This window comes from Paenibacillus sp. HGH0039 (genome assembly GCF_000411255.1).
In the GTDB taxonomy this organism is placed as follows: domain Bacteria; phylum Bacillota; class Bacilli; order Paenibacillales; family NBRC-103111; genus Paenibacillus_F.
Genome location: NZ_KE150412.1, coordinates 3,080,842 through 3,096,518 on the forward strand (window position 1 = coordinate 3,080,842; position 15,677 = coordinate 3,096,518).

At 52.0% G+C, this 15,677-nt stretch carries 15 protein-coding genes, 1 tRNA gene, 1 rRNA gene and 1 other annotated feature; of the genes, 11 read left to right on the forward strand and 6 right to left on the reverse strand.

Annotation, left to right across the window (positions count from 1 at the left end; translation table 11 throughout):
• The first annotated feature begins 206 nt into the window (after positions 1–206).
• Positions 207–2,549: a sequence feature (most likely nonfunctional fraction of RNA operon), on the forward strand.
• A 148-nt stretch (positions 2,550–2,697) separates the two neighbouring features.
• The 11 genes from rrf to HMPREF1207_RS13530 all read left to right on the forward strand — a co-directional run bounded on the left by rrf (position 2,698) and on the right by HMPREF1207_RS13530 (position 10,884).
• A 5S ribosomal RNA gene (gene rrf, locus HMPREF1207_RS13485) occupies positions 2,698–2,814 on the forward strand.
• Between the two features lie 165 nt (positions 2,815–2,979).
• Positions 2,980–4,437: an IMP dehydrogenase gene (guaB, locus tag HMPREF1207_RS13490; protein ID WP_009677073.1), complete on the forward strand. Its 1,458-nt coding sequence runs from the start codon at positions 2,980–2,982 to the stop codon at positions 4,435–4,437.
• 109 nt (positions 4,438–4,546) lie between these two features.
• Positions 4,547–5,848 (forward strand): D-alanyl-D-alanine carboxypeptidase family protein, encoded by a 1,302-nt coding sequence (locus tag HMPREF1207_RS13495; RefSeq protein ID WP_231392077.1) that lies wholly within the window; start codon positions 4,547–4,549, stop codon positions 5,846–5,848.
• A 115-nt stretch (positions 5,849–5,963) separates the two neighbouring features.
• The gene (gene pdxS / locus HMPREF1207_RS13500) at positions 5,964–6,845 is read left to right on the forward strand and encodes a pyridoxal 5'-phosphate synthase lyase subunit PdxS (RefSeq protein ID WP_009677085.1); all 882 of its coding nucleotides are present in this window, start codon (positions 5,964–5,966) and stop codon (positions 6,843–6,845) included.
• A gap of 29 nt (positions 6,846–6,874) precedes the next feature.
• Positions 6,875–7,447, forward strand: coding sequence for a pyridoxal 5'-phosphate synthase glutaminase subunit PdxT (gene pdxT, locus HMPREF1207_RS13505; protein ID WP_009677008.1), 573 nt, complete (start codon positions 6,875–6,877; stop codon positions 7,445–7,447).
• 89 nt (positions 7,448–7,536) lie between these two features.
• Positions 7,537–8,820, forward strand: coding sequence for a serine--tRNA ligase (gene serS, locus HMPREF1207_RS13510; protein ID WP_009677100.1), 1,284 nt, complete (start codon positions 7,537–7,539; stop codon positions 8,818–8,820).
• Positions 8,821–8,902: 82 nt separating this feature from the next.
• Positions 8,903–8,992, forward strand: a tRNA-Ser gene (locus tag HMPREF1207_RS13515).
• A 208-nt stretch (positions 8,993–9,200) separates the two neighbouring features.
• On the forward strand, positions 9,201–9,551 hold the full coding sequence (locus tag HMPREF1207_RS13520; protein ID WP_009677036.1) for a hypothetical protein: 351 nt from the start codon (positions 9,201–9,203) through the stop codon (positions 9,549–9,551).
• A gap of 31 nt (positions 9,552–9,582) precedes the next feature.
• Positions 9,583–9,729 carry a hypothetical protein gene (locus tag HMPREF1207_RS29840; RefSeq protein ID WP_016423741.1) on the forward strand — a complete coding sequence of 49 codons (147 nt, stop codon included), beginning with the start codon at positions 9,583–9,585 and terminating at the stop codon, positions 9,727–9,729.
• A gap of 42 nt (positions 9,730–9,771) precedes the next feature.
• Positions 9,772–9,921, forward strand: coding sequence for a small acid-soluble spore protein P (locus tag HMPREF1207_RS13525; protein WP_036739717.1), 150 nt, complete (start codon positions 9,772–9,774; stop codon positions 9,919–9,921).
• A 381-nt stretch (positions 9,922–10,302) separates the two neighbouring features.
• Positions 10,303–10,884 (forward strand): thioredoxin family protein, encoded by a 582-nt coding sequence (locus HMPREF1207_RS13530; protein WP_009677077.1) that lies wholly within the window; start codon positions 10,303–10,305, stop codon positions 10,882–10,884.
• 101 nt (positions 10,885–10,985) lie between these two features.
• Here HMPREF1207_RS13530 and HMPREF1207_RS13535 read toward each other — a convergent pair whose 3' ends face one another.
• From HMPREF1207_RS13535 to HMPREF1207_RS13560, 6 genes are all read right to left on the reverse strand, one after another.
• On the reverse strand, positions 10,986–12,128 hold the full coding sequence (locus tag HMPREF1207_RS13535) for a hypothetical protein (protein ID WP_009677030.1): 1,143 nt from the start codon (positions 12,126–12,128) through the stop codon (positions 10,986–10,988).
• A complete protein-coding gene (locus HMPREF1207_RS13540; protein WP_009677023.1) occupies positions 12,118–12,666 on the reverse strand; it encodes a hypothetical protein in 549 nt (182 codons plus the stop codon). The genes HMPREF1207_RS13535 and HMPREF1207_RS13540 overlap by 11 nt, the downstream gene beginning before the upstream one ends.
• Positions 12,663–13,187, reverse strand: a complete 525-nt coding sequence (locus HMPREF1207_RS13545) for an RNA polymerase sigma factor (protein WP_009676999.1) — start codon at positions 13,185–13,187, stop codon at positions 12,663–12,665. The genes HMPREF1207_RS13540 and HMPREF1207_RS13545 overlap by 4 nt, the downstream gene beginning before the upstream one ends.
• Positions 13,188–13,358: 171 nt before the next feature.
• Positions 13,359–14,201 carry an ATP-binding cassette domain-containing protein gene (locus tag HMPREF1207_RS13550; protein WP_009676977.1) on the reverse strand — a complete coding sequence of 281 codons (843 nt, stop codon included), beginning with the start codon at positions 14,199–14,201 and terminating at the stop codon, positions 13,359–13,361.
• The gene (locus tag HMPREF1207_RS13555) at positions 14,198–15,034 is read right to left on the reverse strand and encodes a hypothetical protein (protein ID WP_009677059.1); all 837 of its coding nucleotides are present in this window, start codon (positions 15,032–15,034) and stop codon (positions 14,198–14,200) included. Before HMPREF1207_RS13555 ends, HMPREF1207_RS13550 begins: the two co-directional genes overlap by 4 nt.
• A complete protein-coding gene (locus tag HMPREF1207_RS13560; protein ID WP_009676987.1) occupies positions 15,027–15,644 on the reverse strand; it encodes an RNA polymerase sigma factor in 618 nt (205 codons plus the stop codon). Before HMPREF1207_RS13560 ends, HMPREF1207_RS13555 begins: the two co-directional genes overlap by 8 nt.
• Between the last annotated feature and the right edge of the window lie 33 nt (positions 15,645–15,677).

Genomic DNA, 15,677 nt, shown 5'->3' on the forward strand with positions numbered 1-15,677 from the left:
AAGAGGTAACAGCCCTGTAGCCGAAAGTGAACGTATGCCTAGACGGATCCTGAGTACGGCGGGACACGTGAAACCCCGTCGGAATCCGGCAGGACCATCTGCCAAGGCTAAATACTCCCTAGCGACCGATAGTGAAGCAGTACCGTGAGGGAAAGGTGAAAAGCACCCCGGGAGGGGAGTGAAAAAGAACCTGAAACCGTGTGCCTACAAGAAGTCAGAGCCCGTTAATGGGTGATGGCGTGCCTTTTGTAGAATGAACCGGCGAGTTACGTTTGCATGCGAGGTTAAGCTGAAAAGGCGGAGCCGCAGCGAAAGCGAGTCTGAATAGGGCGACTATAGTATGCAGGCGTAGACCCGAAACCGTGTGATCTACCCCTGTCCAGGGTGAAGGTGCGGTAACACGCACTGGAGGCCCGAACCCACGAATGTTGAAAAATTCGGGGATGAGGTGGGGGTAGCGGAGAAATTCCAATCGAACTCGGAGATAGCTGGTTCTCCCCGAAATAGCTTTAGGGCTAGCCTCGGGGGATGTGTCGTGGAGGTAAAGCACTGATTGGGTACGGGGCCCGCCAAGGGTTACCAAGTCCAGTCAAACTCTGAATGCCACAGACATTACCCCGGGAGTCAGACAGTGAGTGCTAAGATCCATTGTCAAGAGGGAAACAGCCCAGATCATCAGCTAAGGTCCCCAAGTGTGTGTTAAGTGGGAAAGGATGTGGAGTTGCACAGACAACCAGGATGTTGGCTTAGAAGCAGCCACCATTTAAAGAGTGCGTAATAGCTCACTGGTCGAGTGACTCTGCGCCGAAAATGTAACGGGGCTAAACACACCACCGAAGCTATGACTTGCACCTAGCGTGCATGGGTAGGGGAGCGTTCTGTACGGAGTGAAGGTAGATCGTGAGGACTGCTGGACTGTACAGAAGTGAGAATGCCGGTATGAGTAACGAAAAGATCAGTGAGAATCTGATCCGCCGAAAGCCTAAGGGTTCCTGAGGAAGGTTCGTCCGCTCAGGGTAAGTCGGGACCTAAGGCGAGGCCGAAAGGCGTAGTCGAAGGACAACAGGTTGAAATTCCTGTACCACCGTAAGCCGTTATGAGCAATGGAGTGACGCAGCAGGGTAGGGACGCGGACTGATGGATGTCCGTCCAAGCAGTGAGGCTGATGTGTAGGCAAATCCGCACATCGTGAAGGCTGGGCTGTGATGGGGAGCGAAAATTACAGTAGCGAAGGTCTTGATCTCACACTGCCGAGAAAAGCTTCTAGCCAGGCGAAGGTGCCCGTACCGCAAACCGACACAGGTGGGCGAGAAGAGAATTCTAAGGCGCGCGGAAGAACTCTCGTTAAGGAACTCGGCAAAATGACCCCGTAACTTCGGGAGAAGGGGTGCCCCGGTAGTGTGAATAGCACGAGGGGGCCGCAGTGAAAAGGCCCAAGCGACTGTTTAGCAAAAACACAGGTCTATGCGAAGCCGCAAGGCGAAGTATATGGGCTGACGCCTGCCCGGTGCTGGAAGGTTAAGGGGAGCGGTTAGGGGTAACCCGAAGCTGTGAACCGAAGCCCCAGTAAACGGCGGCCGTAACTATAACGGTCCTAAGGTAGCGAAATTCCTTGTCAGGTAAATTCTGACCCGCACGAATGGCGTAACGACTTGGGCGCTGTCTCAACGAGAGATCCGGTGAAATTTTAATACCTGTGAAGATGCAGGTTACCCGCGACAAGACGGAAAGACCCCATGGAGCTTTACTGCAGCTTGATATTGGACTTTGGTACGATCTGTACAGGATAGGTGGGAGCCTTTGAAGCCTGAGCGCCAGCTTGGGTGGAGGCGCCGTTGGGATACCACCCTGATCGTATCGGAGTTCTAACCTACTACCGTGATCCGGTAGAGGGACCGTGTCAGGTGGGCAGTTTGACTGGGGCGGTCGCCTCCTAAAGAGTAACGGAGGCGCCCCAAGGTTCCCTCAGAATGGTTGGAAATCATTCGAAGAGTGCAAAGGCATAAGGGAGCTTGACTGCGAGACATACAGGTCGAGCAGGGACGAAAGTCGGGCTTAGTGATCCGGTGGTACCGCATGGAAGGGCCATCGCTCAACGGATAAAAGCTACCCTGGGGATAACAGGCTTATCTCCCCCAAGAGTCCACATCGACGGGGAGGTTTGGCACCTCGATGTCGGCTCATCGCATCCTGGGGCTGAAGTAGGTCCCAAGGGTTGGGCTGTTCGCCCATTAAAGCGGTACGCGAGCTGGGTTCAGAACGTCGTGAGACAGTTCGGTCCCTATCTGTCGCGGGCGCAGGAAATTTGAGAGGAGCTGTCCTTAGTACGAGAGGACCGGGATGGACGTACCGCTGGTGTACCAGTTGTCTCGCCAGAGGCATCGCTGGGTAGCTATGTACGGAAGGGATAAGCGCTGAAAGCATCTAAGCGTGAAGCCCCCCTCAAGATGAGATTTCCCAATTAGTAAGACCCCTTGAAGACGACGAGGTAGATAGGTTGGAGGTGGAAGCACAGCAATGTGTGGAGCTGACCAATACTAATCGGTCGAGGGCTTGACCTACAAGGTTATTTCCGACAGGAAAGACCGCATCGAAAGCATAGGCTATATATGCACCACAAGATCTTTGGATGGATCGGCTGCACGTTTCGCTGCTAGTTTTCAGGGAGCAACCCTGATTTGTCTGAATAGACACCTGTTTGGTGACGATGGCGGAAGGGAACCACGCGTACCCATCCCGAACACGACCGTTAAGCCTTCCAGCGCCGATGGTACTTGGACCGAAGGGTCCTGGGAGAGTAGGACGTTGCCAAGCACAAATAAAACCTTTTCGAATGAGAGTTCGAAAAGGTTTTTTGTTATAGAAAAGAGACATGCTAGCAGGGAACGCCAAGATTGTCATGCTCTGCTTCTTGACATGAAAAAACGCCTTATGTATGATTGCAATAATATCTAAAGACAGAAGAGGAGGGCAAACCCTGTGTGGGATGCTAAATTCGCAAAAGAAGGATTGACGTTTGACGATGTACTTCTGGTGCCTCGTAAATCAAATGTGTTCGGTAAAGAGATTGATGTTTCCACCAAGCTTGCCCCGAAAGTGAAATTAAATATTCCTCTCCTCAGTTCAGCGATGGATACGGTGACAGAGGCCGCTCTGGCGATTGCAATCGCCCGTGAAGGCGGAATCGGAATTATTCATAAGAATATGTCCATTGAGCAGCAAGCCGGCGAGGTAGACCGGGTTAAGCGTTCGGAGTCCGGTGTTATTACGAACCCATTCCACCTTACACCGCAGCATCATGTATACGATGCGGAAGCACTCATGGCGAAGTTCAGAATCTCCGGCGTGCCGATCGTCGATGAGAATAAGAAACTGGTTGGGATTTTGACCAACCGTGATTTGCGTTTTGTTCATGACTACTCCATTAAAATTGAGGAAGTCATGACAAAAGAAAATCTGGTGACGGCTCCGGTTGGGACAACCCTGGAGCAGGCGGAAGGAATTCTTCAACAGCACAAGATCGAAAAGCTGCCGCTGGTGGATGACTCTTTTGTCCTGAAAGGTCTCATCACGATTAAGGATATCGAAAAAGCTATTCAGTTCCCTAATGCAGGCAAAGACGAGTTCGGTCGTCTGCTGTGCGGAGCCGCAGTAGGAGTTTCCAAAGACGTGATGGAACGCGCCGCGGCACTTGTAGAAGCCGGAGCGGACGTGCTGGTTGTTGATTCGGCTCACGGTCATCATATCAACATTCTGGAGACGGTCAGAAAGCTTCGCAACCAATATCCGGAGCTGCCGCTTATTGCCGGTAACGTGGCTACCGGAGACGGAACGCGTGATCTGATCGAAGCAGGCGCTTCTATCGTCAAAGTTGGAATTGGCCCTGGGTCAATTTGTACAACCCGTGTTATCGCCGGTATCGGTGTTCCACAAATCACCGCTATCTACGATTGTGCGTCCGTTGCACGTGAGTACAACGTACCGATCATCGCAGACGGCGGCATCAAGTACTCCGGTGATGTAGTAAAGGCGATCGCCGCGGGCGCAAGCGCCGTTATGCTGGGAAGCCTTTTTGCAGGTACGGAGGAAAGCCCGGGAGAGTCGGAGATCTATCAAGGCAGACGCTTTAAGGTTTACCGTGGTATGGGTTCGCTCGGAGCAATGAAAGAAGGCAGCAAGGATCGTTATTTCCAGGAGAACGAAACCAAGCTGGTGCCGGAAGGTATTGAAGGACGTGTAGCCTACAAAGGGCCGCTGGCCGATACCATCTATCAACTCGTTGGTGGTCTTCGTTCCGGTATGGGGTACTGCGGTGCTCCCGACATCGACACTTTGATCAACGATACAACGTTTGTTCGTATCTCGGGTGCGGGTCTACGCGAAAGCCATCCGCATGATGTGCAAATTACGAAAGAAGCCCCCAACTACTCGATGTAACTAGAATATTTCGAGCCATATAGGGGACCCCGGTTTCAGGACCGGGGTCTCCTTTTTTTTATGCCTGGGGAATGGTACAATAAGACTCATCATGAATTTACAAATAGGAGTGTGTGAGTTGAAAAAATTTGGTTTCTGGAAAAGAAAAGTATCTTTGGCCCTCGTTTTTGCAATGCTACAAGTATCCTTCCTTCACATATTTGCGGTTACCGCGTTGGCGGCTGACGGCGAACCCGAATTGGATGTTAGTTCTGCTATTCTGATGGAAGCGAGCACAGGACAGATTTTATTTGAGAAAAATGCCGATCAAGTCTTGCCTCCGGCAAGTATGTCCAAAATGATGACAGAATACCTCGTTATGGAAGCGATTCACAATGGCAAGCTTAAGTGGGAAGATACCGCCACGGCAAGCAAGTACGCGGCCAGCGTAATCGGGTCCGGCCAGCTAATCGCGGAAGGCGAAACCCTGACCATCAAAGATTTGTTTTATGCGATGTCGATTTATTCTTCCAACGATGCTTCTATTGTTCTTGCGGAAAAGCTTGGCGGGTCGGAAGAAGGTTTTGCCAAGTTGATGAACGACAAAGCAAGAGAGCTCGGCATGTCGGATAAAGCCCAATTCATTAATGCGACGGGCCTATCCAGAGCGGATATTAAGGAGAATGCCCCTAAAAGTATTCAAGGGGAGACGGTGATGTCAGCGAAGGATGTAGCCATTCTCGCAAGACATCTGGTTACAGAGCATAAAGAAGTGCTGGAGTATACAAAGGTTCCTTCAAAAAAACTACGCGAATCGGATAAAAGTCCGATGATTAATTACAACTGGATGCTTGAAGGCAACAGCAGCAATGTGAATTTCAAGAAGTATGCTTATCAGGGTCTAGATGGCCTTAAAACCGGTCATACCGATGAAGCCAAGTATTGCTTTACTGGTACGGCCGAACGCAACGGCATGCGCTTAATCAGCGTTGTGATGGGTGCGAAAACGGAGCCGGAACGTTTTAACCAGACACGCAAAGTGCTGGACTACGGATTTACCAATTTTGAATTCAAAACGTTGGCTAAAGCCGGAACTGCTCTCGACGCGCAGAAAACCGTGCCGATTACAAAAGGCGTAGAACTGGAAGCGCCTGCTGTCCTGAAAAACGATGTAGCTTTTGCCGTGAAGAAGGGAACCGCGGATACGAAGCTGGAAACGAAGGTTGATCTGCTGGCAGCGGACAAACTGGTTGCCCCTCTCAAAAAGGGAGACAAGCTGGGTACAGCTACCCTGTCCTTCGGTAAAAACTCCGAAACGGTTGATTTGGTGGCCGAAAACGATATGGAAAAAGCAAGCTGGTTCCGGATGATGATGCGGGCGATCAAAAACTTGTTCGCAGATCTGTTCAACGGGGTTAAAGGCTTATTCTAAGCGGGTTCTCTCAGGAAAAGTTATTGTTTTCACGAACAGGTTCATGTAAAATGTTAGCTTAGAAGTTCATGAACGAAAAATCTAGCTAGGGATATAAATTCCAGGAGGATTTAATATGGAGACGGGTACTTCGCGCGTAAAAAGAGGCATGGCTGAAATGCAAAAAGGCGGCGTCATCATGGACGTCATGAATGCGGAACAAGCTAAGGTTGCAGAAGCTGCGGGTGCTTCCGCGGTTATGGCACTGGAACGGGTACCATCCGATATCCGTGCGGCAGGCGGCGTAGCCCGCATGGCGGATCCGACTGTTCTGGAAGAGGTTATGAAGGTTGTTTCCATTCCGGTAATGGCTAAAGCGCGTATCGGTCATATTGTAGAAGCACGTGTGCTGGAAGCGCTGGGTGCGGACTATATTGACGAGAGCGAAGTACTGACACCGGCAGACGAAGTGTTCCATATCGACAAGAAGGACTTCACCGTTCCTTTCGTATGCGGAGCGAAAGATATCGGCGAAGCTTTGCGCCGTATCAACGAAGGAGCTTCCATGCTTCGTACGAAAGGTGAACCGGGAACAGGCAATATTGTGGAAGCGGTTCGTCATATGCGTCTTATTCAATCTCAAATCCGGAAAATCCAGAGCCTGGCGAAGGACGAGCTGTATGCCGAAGCCAAAAACCTGGGTGCTCCATACGATCTGGTTCTATATATTCACGAGAACGGCAAATTGCCGGTCGTTAACTTCGCCGCAGGCGGTGTAGCGACTCCTTCCGATGCGGCTCTTATGATGGAGCTTGGCGCGGACGGTGTATTCGTAGGCTCCGGTATTTTCAAATCGGACAGCCCTGAGAAGTTCGCGCGTGCGATCGTAGAAGCGACTACACATTACAAAGACTACAAGCTGATTGCGGAGGTTTCCAAAAACCTGGGAGCCCCGATGAAAGGCATCGAAATCTCCAAGCTGCATGCTTCCGAGCGGATGCAGGATCGCGGCTGGTAATCAGCCGAGGCAGGAAGCGGGGAAGAACGATGAAAGTTGGCGTATTGGCTCTGCAGGGAGCCGTAGCGGAACATATCCGCCTGATCGAGGCGGTTGGCGGAGAAGGCGTCGTTGTGAAGCGGACGGAGCAGCTTGCCGAACTGGACGGCCTGATCATTCCCGGAGGCGAGAGTACCACGATTGGCAAATTGATGAGACGCTACGGTTTTATCGAAGCGATTCAGGATTTTTCCGATCAGGGAAAAGCGGTCTTCGGCACATGTGCCGGACTGATTGTGATCGCGGATAAGATTGCGGGTCAGGAAGAAGCCCATCTGGGACTGATGGATATGACCGTGCAGCGCAATGCGTTTGGCCGGCAGCAGGAAAGCTTTGAAACCGATCTGCCCGTTAAGGGCATTGATCGGCCTGTAAGGGCCGTTTTCATCCGGGCGCCGCTTATCGATCAGGTCGGAAACGGCGTGGACGTGTTAAGCGAGTACAACGGGCAAATCGTGGCCGCCAGACAGGGTCATCTGCTTGCGGCTTCGTTCCATCCCGAACTGACGGATGATTCAAGCATGCACGCTTATTTTCTGGATATGATCCGGGAAACCCGTTAATCGATCCAAAAGCAGAAGCACCTCTTTTGCTCCATACGAGAGAAGGGTGCTTTTGTTCCATTTTTACAACTTTAGGAGGAGGAGTCTCCTTGTTCGATATTAAATTAATCCGTACCGACATAGAAACGGTTCAAACCGCTATGAAAAACCGCGGAGGCAAGCAGCTCGAAGAAGTTACGCGTATAGCGGAACTTGATGTGAAACGCAGAGAGCTGCTGCAGGAAGTGGAGCAGCTGAAGAACCGCCGGAACACGGTATCGCAGGAAGTGGCGATGCGTAAGAAGGCAAAAGAGGATGCGGACGATCTGATCGCCGAAATGAAAGGCGTGGGTGACCGCATCAAAGAACTGGATGAGGAGCTCAGGACACTGGAAGTCGAGTTGAATCACCTGCTTCTTTCTATACCGAATGTTCCTCATGAAAGCGTCCCGGTGGGGGCCACGGAAGAGGATAACATTGAGATCCGCCGCAATGGGAACGTTCCGGAATTCGGATTCGAGGCGAAAGCTCACTGGGATCTGGCCACGGATTTGGGAATTCTGGATTTTGAAGCGGCCGGTAAAGTGACGGGCTCACGCTTCGTGTTCTATAAGGGTCTGGGCGCTCGTCTGGAGCGCGCTCTGATGAACTTTATGATGGATCTGCACAGTACGGAGCACGGGTATGAAGAAATGCTTCCTCCGTATATCGTAAACCGGGACAGCCTTACGGGAACCGGGCAGCTTCCGAAGTTTGAGGAAGACGTGTTCCATATCGAGAATTCGGAATATTTCCTGATTCCGACAGCGGAAGTGCCGGTGACCAATTACCACCGGGATGATATTCTTGCCGCGGAGCAGCTTCCGCGTAAATTCGTCGCGTTCAGCGCATGCTTCCGTTCCGAAGCGGGAGCTGCCGGAAGGGATACCCGCGGCCTGATCCGCCAGCACCAGTTTAACAAAGTGGAGCTGGTCAAGCTCGTCAAGCCCGAGGAATCGTACGAGGAGCTCGAGGAGCTCACTCATAACGCGGAGCGCGTGCTTCAGCTTCTGAAGCTGCCTTATCGCGTTCTGACGCTCTGTACAGGCGATATCGGCTTCACATCGGCTAAGACGTACGATCTTGAGGTATGGCTGCCAAGCTCGGAAGCCTACCGGGAGATTTCCTCGTGCAGCAACTTCGAGGACTTCCAGGCGCGCCGCGCCAATATCCGTTTCCGCAGAGATGCCAAAGCGAAGCCGGAATTCGTACATACGCTGAACGGCTCGGGGCTTGCCATCGGACGGACGGTAGCGGCCATCCTTGAAAATTACCAGCAGGAAGACGGTTCGGTTACGGTTCCGGAAGTGCTGGTTCCTTACATGAATGGCGTTACGGTGCTGCGTAAAAATTAACACTTGTAAATAGAACTTTGATTGTGATAAAATTTCTCTGTTACAGTTACTGTCTTCTGTGATCGGAAGTCGGTAGCTTTCTGGAGAGGTGGTCGAGTGGTTTAAGGCAGCGGTCTTGAAAACCGCCGTGTCTGTGAGGGCACCGTGGGTTCGAATCCCACCCTCTCCGCCATTCAACTCTTATACAATAAGACCTTACGAACTGCGAGCTTAAGCGCCGCAGTTTTTTTGCGTTCATGTATATTCTTTTAAACCATTGGAAGTGCTTTGGTTGCTTTGAAGAAAGGTTGCAGCACGGAAATCACCCAGCTTTTGTCGCAACGGCAAAAGAATAAGCGGACCACGCCTTGACGCATGTTAACGGTAGGGGGTGGTGTAGGATGATGATCAAGACGGAAAAGCCGTCTGTGGAAAGAGATCAGCTCGCCAAAGCTTGGATGGAGGAACTGCCTAATACGCTTCCCGAGTCCGATCATGCGCGCGTATGGCCCGATGAGGCTGACCCGCAGGCAATCCGGATTCATATCACGAACGCGGGCAGGACGCATTACACGTTCGACTTTAAATGTACTTACGTGGACTCGCGGGAAGTGAAGGTGGAACTGGTGGATGTGGAGCGTGATGACGTGCACGCGGATGAAACCAGCGAAATTATTCAGGGCCTGGTCAAGGATTATGTCCGGCATATTCACGAATGTGCTCAAGTGTTGCAAGAGCTCACGCATGCGTAACTGCTTGTAGCCGAAATGGGGGTGGACTGATATGACCCGACAAAGAACGCGGGATAAGAATCTGCAAAATGTGGCCAAAGATTTGAATAAATCGGCTGTAAACAGTCACGATGCCCAGCAAATTCAGCAGCAGACCAATGACCGTCGTCATCAGGATGCTTTGAATCACGAAGAATAGAAGCGAAAAATTCCGAAAACGGACCGTTTGGGGTGAAAAAAGATGTCCAAGCCGAAGGCGCAACCCGTGGGGGACAACGTGACGCAGGAGGAACGGGAGAGATACAACACTCCTGCCAATGAGCCTCTGTCGGGATCGAAGAAAGCGAAGAAACGGAATCATTCCCGTCAAAATCAGGGAGAAGGAAGTTAACGATAAAAAAAACTTCGCGCGGAGTGCATAGCAATTGAGAACCGGGACATACTAGGATTGTCGGTGAACACAGAGAGGTGTGGTTCCGTTGGAAAAGTCAGCAGAACAATCATCTGAAGGTCATTCGAGCTTGTAAAGCCAAACTGGAGGAGATGTGCCAAAGACACCGGGACGTGTTCTAAAAGCCGTTTCACTGTGAAGGTTTGTGAACAGCAAGATGTAGAAGATCATCCAAGTAATCACCGACGGAAAGGAACCCTTAGGGGTTCCTTTTTCATTTTGATATGCATGAAATTTCTTACAATTTGGTAACAAACCGATTCTAACTTCGTCATAAGAGGTACTGATAAGGTATAGTTTATAGTCAAGGAGGGATGAATCATGGGATTTACGTTAGGAATTGGAGACGGGGCCAGGGATTTTCGTTTACAGGGTACGGACGGCAATATTTACACATTAGACAGTTTCCGGCACGCGAAGGCATTGGTTGTTTTCTTTACGTGCAATCACTGTCCGTATGTCCTGGGTTCAGAGGAGATCACGCGGCGCACGGCGGAGCAATTTACCGAACAAGGCGTCGCTTTTGTTGCGATTAACAGCAACAGCTCCCAGACTAACCCGGAGGATTCTTTTGAGAACATGGTAGAACGCATGGAGGAAAAGAAATTCCCCTGGGTGTATCTTCACGACAAGGGTCAGGAAGTTGCACTTGCTTACGGCGCTCTCCGTACCCCTCATTTCTTTGTGTTTAACGACAGACGTAAGCTGGTCTACACAGGGCGCGGAGTCGATAACCCGAGGGAAACCGCTAACATGACCGTAAACAACCTCCAGGAGGCTCTAGAAGCGATTTCGGCAGGCAAACCTGTTCCTATCCCTGTCACTAACCCAATTGGCTGCAATGTCAAATGGGAGGGTCGTGATAAGCACTGGATGCCGGAGGAAGCCTGCGACTTGGTTTGAATGGCTAACCGAGGGGATAGGTGCGCTTTTCTTGTCTCTAAATTCATGAAAAAAGAAAATCCGCAGGGCAATATGCTCTGCGGAGCTTGGCGTTGGAATTTTTAAGATTTCCGGTTCGGGGAATTGAAGAGCAGGGTTAACCCGCCCCCGATTAAAACCAGGGCGACGATAAACGTTTGGAAGTATGAGGAGATCGAATACGGCCAGTGCCAATCCGGATAATATCTCCGTAATACGTCGAGCAGTACTTCATTCGTCAGATAGTACAGGCCGACCAGAATGATGAGAAAGCCGATCTTGCGCTGATGGCGTTTGATTCCTTTAAAAATCGGCTTGTCTTCGACATATCCGAATTCTTGCCGGGAAATCAGCTGCAGGGCATCGAAAAAGCTGTAAAACCAGAAGATCGGAATCAGGAACAAAAAGAGCGAGAGGCGGAGGACATCCATAATATAAATGGAGAACAGGAAGCCTGCCATGATTTGAAGCCCTCTCATTTGAAGCCCGAGATACAAGTGGGCGGCGCCGGGAAATACGGCCAGAACGGTAGCAATCGTCTTGCTCCGTCTGCCTTCCTGACGGCTTTCGCTGAAGTCGTCGAAGAACGTCCGGTCCGTCAGCTCCATGCCGGCCTGTTTCTTTTCCAACTGCCGGACGGCATCAAAAAGAATATAGATCCAAAGCACGGGCAGCGCGAGCAGGAAGAAGAGAAATTCTCCGGTATGGGTGAGCGATGCCCCGAAGAAAATCACAATCGCTGCCCCGATAAAGAATGTCATGGCGGAGAGCCCGCGGTACATCATGCCCAGCATGTAGTGGCCCAGGCCGGGAATAAAGGAAGCCAGGATAATCTTCCGGCGCTCCTCCCTGCGCTGCCATTCGTAGAGTGCCGGATTGAATTCCGGAACGGCGCCAGGGCCGGGACCATGACTATGACCATGGCCGAGATCGTGTCCCAGGTTTCCATATTCATGGTAACCGGGAGGCGGATACGAAGGCCTGCTGCCGAGTGTAATAAACATGTCGACCATGTTAACGACCCAACATGCGGCCGCAAAGAGCAGGAGGAGGACGGCATAGTCTTTAGAGCCGTGCCCATCCACAACAATGAGAAAGGCCAAAGCGACCGGACCGAAGAAACCGGCTCCGTACAGGAAGGCCCTGAAAATGCGTTTTAAGTACAAATGCCCGAGTCCCGGTATAAACGAGAGCAGCAGCGCGACTGTGTTGGATCTAGGGTTCAAGGGGATGTCCTCCTTTTGGTTTCTGGGCATGCAGAGAATCGAAGAAAGCGAAGGTCTGTTCCATAAGCTTATCGGACACCGGTGTAGCGAGCGGTTTCTTCTGTTCGGTGTGGACCAGGGAGAACTGGTCCGTCATGCGTCCGAACACGCCGGTGGTCATAAGCAGGAACGTCGCCGCGGCTGCTATAGCGTAATGGGTCAAGGCCGTCCGTCTCGGGGAGCGGGCTTTCCGGTGTTTTTTCGCTTCCGTCCGGTCAAGGCTTTCTTCGGGTTCTTCCTGTTTCTGTGCAGCCATCGGAGCCGCTTCCTGTACAACCGGCAGGCTGCCGCTTCGGGCTAGAATTTGATCGATCATGCGTTCAGTATCGGCCTCATCCGGAAGGGGAAGAGCCGGTGACAAGAATTCCAGGCATTCCGTATATAGCTCCAGGCAAAGGTCACATTCATACAAGTGATCCTCCCAAAGGCCTCTCTGACGATCATCCGTAATTTCTCCGGCAATGTAAAGCTTCCATTCATCGCGGCTTCTATGACTCATTCGAACTCTTCCTCCTTCCAGTGCTGCTTAATCCACTGTTTTGCCCGGTATAGTTTGGATTTGATGGTCTGCACGGTGACTTCCTGCTCGTCGGCAATTTGCTGGTACGATTTATCTTCGTAGTAGAAGGCAATAATGACATCTCTATAGTTTTCGGGAAGCTCCTCCAATTTGCGCATAACAAGCGCCTGAAGCTCTTTGCTTAACAGCGGATCTTCGGTATCGGACCCACTCAGGGAGGGAGGGGGCATTGCTTCTTCCATACCGTCGGTCGCTGTTTCCCGCTGGCGGTAGGCTTTGCGTTTGTAATCGATCGCTTTGTTGACGGCCACGCGGGAGATCCAAGCTTTCAAGCCTTTTACCTCGGTTTGGGGGAGGGAGGTATACATCTTGAGAAAGACTTCCTGCATGACGTCTTCCGCATCTTTGGGATGCCGGACGACCGAAAACACAATTTGAAACACGTAATTCCGGTAAGTCCGGACAACCTCACGAAAGGCTTCCTCATCTCCGGCAAGCATGCCTTGGACAAGCAGTTCCTCTTGCTGCGTTAAAATGTCTTTCTCCCTCCCCTCTCCATCACTATAGACGAAACGATTTGATTCGAGTTCTGCACTTCCGGTAAAAATATTTTTCCAGGTACAAAAAAACCGCCATCCGGTCGAACCAAGGGCGGAATTTTATAAAAAATTTTACAATAGGCGCCGGGAGCGGATAAAGTACGCGTCCTCGGTTGTCAGCGGGACTTGGACAAACCCCGGTGCAGGGCATTCGCGGCTGAACACCCGCCATTCGATATGGTCTCCAACCAGCTTGCGGATCATCACGCAAGCCTCGTCGAAGGGGCAGGCATCAGCACGGGGAAGAATCCCCTGCCAAACACCGAGAGGAACTTGCCTCCAGGCTCCAGGCGTTCCGTAAAATTCCGGCTTGCCGGCGTTCAGCCATAGGAGCTGGTCGGCTTCCTGCCACTCGTTCAGCTCATGGGCCGCGATAAGCACGATACTGCCGCGGGCATGCCGGTACAAGAGGCGGATAACCGTTTTGCGCTCGATGGAATCCAGGTAGTTGAGAGGCTCATCCAACAGCAGATAACGGGGAGAGCCGAGCAGAGCCTGCCCGATTGCCAGCCGCTGCTTCATTCCTTGGGAAAGCGATCCGATCCGCTTTCGTTTGACATCCTCCAGATGCAGCTCGCGCATCAGCTGTTCTCCTTGAGAAGGATCGGCTCCTTTAAGAAGACACATGTAGTTCATCAGCCGGATGGGTGTCATGTCTTCATGAAGCTCCACATCAGTCGGCACATAACCGATCCGGCTCCGTATCTGGGGAAGCTGTTCCTTGACGGTCCCTTCCAGATAGCTGATTTCCCCTCCGTCGGGAAAATCAGCGGTAGCCAGCAGGCGGAGCAGAGTGGACTTGCCTGCTCCGTTTTTTCCGACGAGCAGAATCAGGCCGGGAGCTAGCGTCAGTTGATCTACGTGCAGCCGGATATGACCCTCGTAGAGACGGACGAGCTGATTAAGCCGGATCATGCCGACCGCCATCCCTGCACGCTTGTCAGCCGCAGACTTTTCCGATAGGCGGATAGAAGGAAAAGAACACCCGCCGCGATAAGCACCGCCTGAAGAATCAGTGCCCGGTTCCAGTCCGGTCCGGTTAGTTCCCGGCGAAGCCACTCCTCCATGAACAGTTCTACACCCCAGCCTGTCAGAGCGGCCATTATAGCGGAGAGCATGCCGCGCTTCATCATAAAATATGCGGTTAACCCCGTGACGAGCAGAAGCGGAGCAATCCAGTCGAAAAGAAAAGGAAGCGTCATCCAGGACCTTGAATAGCTCATGGTTGCAAACGTGTAGAGAGAGCCGATGAGGCCGAGCACCGCATTCGTAACGAGCAGAACGATTAAGCGGCTGAACATGAGCAGCGCCGGGGGATAAGGCGTGACGCTTTCGATCATGCGCATCCCTTCATTCCAGCTTCGGTACTGGTACAGAAAGCCGCAAACGAGCAGCAGCGGGAAAGCCAGCGAATAAGACGAGCGGCCCGGCAAGGAGCCGGCTATGGTGTAAGGCGAGTTCAGCAGCAGCAGCATGGCAAAGAGCAGCAGGCTAAGCAGCCAGAACCACTTGTTGTACATAAAAAGCTGGTGGCGGCAAAGCTTCCACAGGGACGGCCGCAGGTCCGCCGAATGTTCAGGCCGGGTTGTACCCGGACTGTTCTCGCGTATGGCATCGAAGTGGCTTTGAAGCCTGCCGAGCAGGTTCGCAGTATCTATGCGGTCAGGCGTTTTAACCAGGTATCCGTTCAGCAGGACAGCCGTATCTTTCTCCAGTTGGTCCAGCTCTTTGTCGTCAGGTTCATACATAAGGGGTCCCCTCCTTGGTCGGTTTGCCGCGATTTTCTTTCCTTCCGCCGCCGGTATCGGTTAAGCTCCCGGCTTTGGGGCCGAGGAGAGCTTTGAGTTTACGAAGGCCGCTGTAAAGGTGAGTCTTCGTCGTGCTGAGCGGGATTTGCAGAACTTCCGTAATTTCTTGAAGCTTCAGATCATGAAAGAAACGAAGAATGACAATTTCCTTCTGAACTTCAGGAAGGGAGCGGAGGGCTCCGATAATTTCTTTGCGAGCTTCCTGCCGCTCGTAAATTTCAACAACCGAAGGCTGGGTATCCTGAGCCTCGGGCGGTTCAGCCGTCAATTGCTGCTCGTTTCTGTAAGCTAGGCTCTTCCAGTAATCCCGGCATAGATTTAAGGCTACCCGGTACATCCAGGGTCGGATGTGATCGGGAATTTTCTGTTGCTGCAGCTGCTTGAGCAGACGCACAAATACTTCCTGGACCAGATCTTCCGCCTTGCGGGGATCGTGCAGGGTCCGCTCGAGATAATGCTGAAGCGGCGCGTGATAGCGGTGAACGAAGGCCTCAAAAGCGGCCTGATCGCCGCGGGCCATGGCTTGGGCCAGCTCTTCATCCGTAAGCATCTGTCGTTTCCTTTCTCCGGTCACGTCTATGAG

Coding starts and splice junctions, on each gene's coding strand:
- HMPREF1207_RS13555 (WP_009677059.1), bottom strand. CDS start 15,034: ATGTATGAACCTGACGACAAAGAGCTGGACCAACTGGAGAAAGATACG.
- HMPREF1207_RS13530 (WP_009677077.1), top strand. CDS start 10,303: ATGGGATTTACGTTAGGAATTGGAGACGGGGCCAGGGATTTTCGTTTA.
- pdxS (WP_009677085.1), top strand. CDS start 5,964: ATGGAGACGGGTACTTCGCGCGTAAAAAGAGGCATGGCTGAAATGCAA.
- HMPREF1207_RS13540 (WP_009677023.1), bottom strand. CDS start 12,666: ATGAGTCATAGAAGCCGCGATGAATGGAAGCTTTACATTGCCGGAGAA.
- HMPREF1207_RS13550 (WP_009676977.1), bottom strand. CDS start 14,201: ATGATCCGGCTTAATCAGCTCGTCCGTCTCTACGAGGGTCATATCCGG.
- HMPREF1207_RS13520 (WP_009677036.1), top strand. CDS start 9,201: ATGATGATCAAGACGGAAAAGCCGTCTGTGGAAAGAGATCAGCTCGCC.
- HMPREF1207_RS29840 (WP_016423741.1), top strand. CDS start 9,583: ATGACCCGACAAAGAACGCGGGATAAGAATCTGCAAAATGTGGCCAAA.
- HMPREF1207_RS13545 (WP_009676999.1), bottom strand. CDS start 13,187: ATGCTTGCCGGAGATGAGGAAGCCTTTCGTGAGGTTGTCCGGACTTAC.
- pdxT (WP_009677008.1), top strand. CDS start 6,875: ATGAAAGTTGGCGTATTGGCTCTGCAGGGAGCCGTAGCGGAACATATC.
- HMPREF1207_RS13560 (WP_009676987.1), bottom strand. CDS start 15,644: ATGCTTACGGATGAAGAGCTGGCCCAAGCCATGGCCCGCGGCGATCAG.
- HMPREF1207_RS13525 (WP_036739717.1), top strand. CDS start 9,772: ATGTCCAAGCCGAAGGCGCAACCCGTGGGGGACAACGTGACGCAGGAG.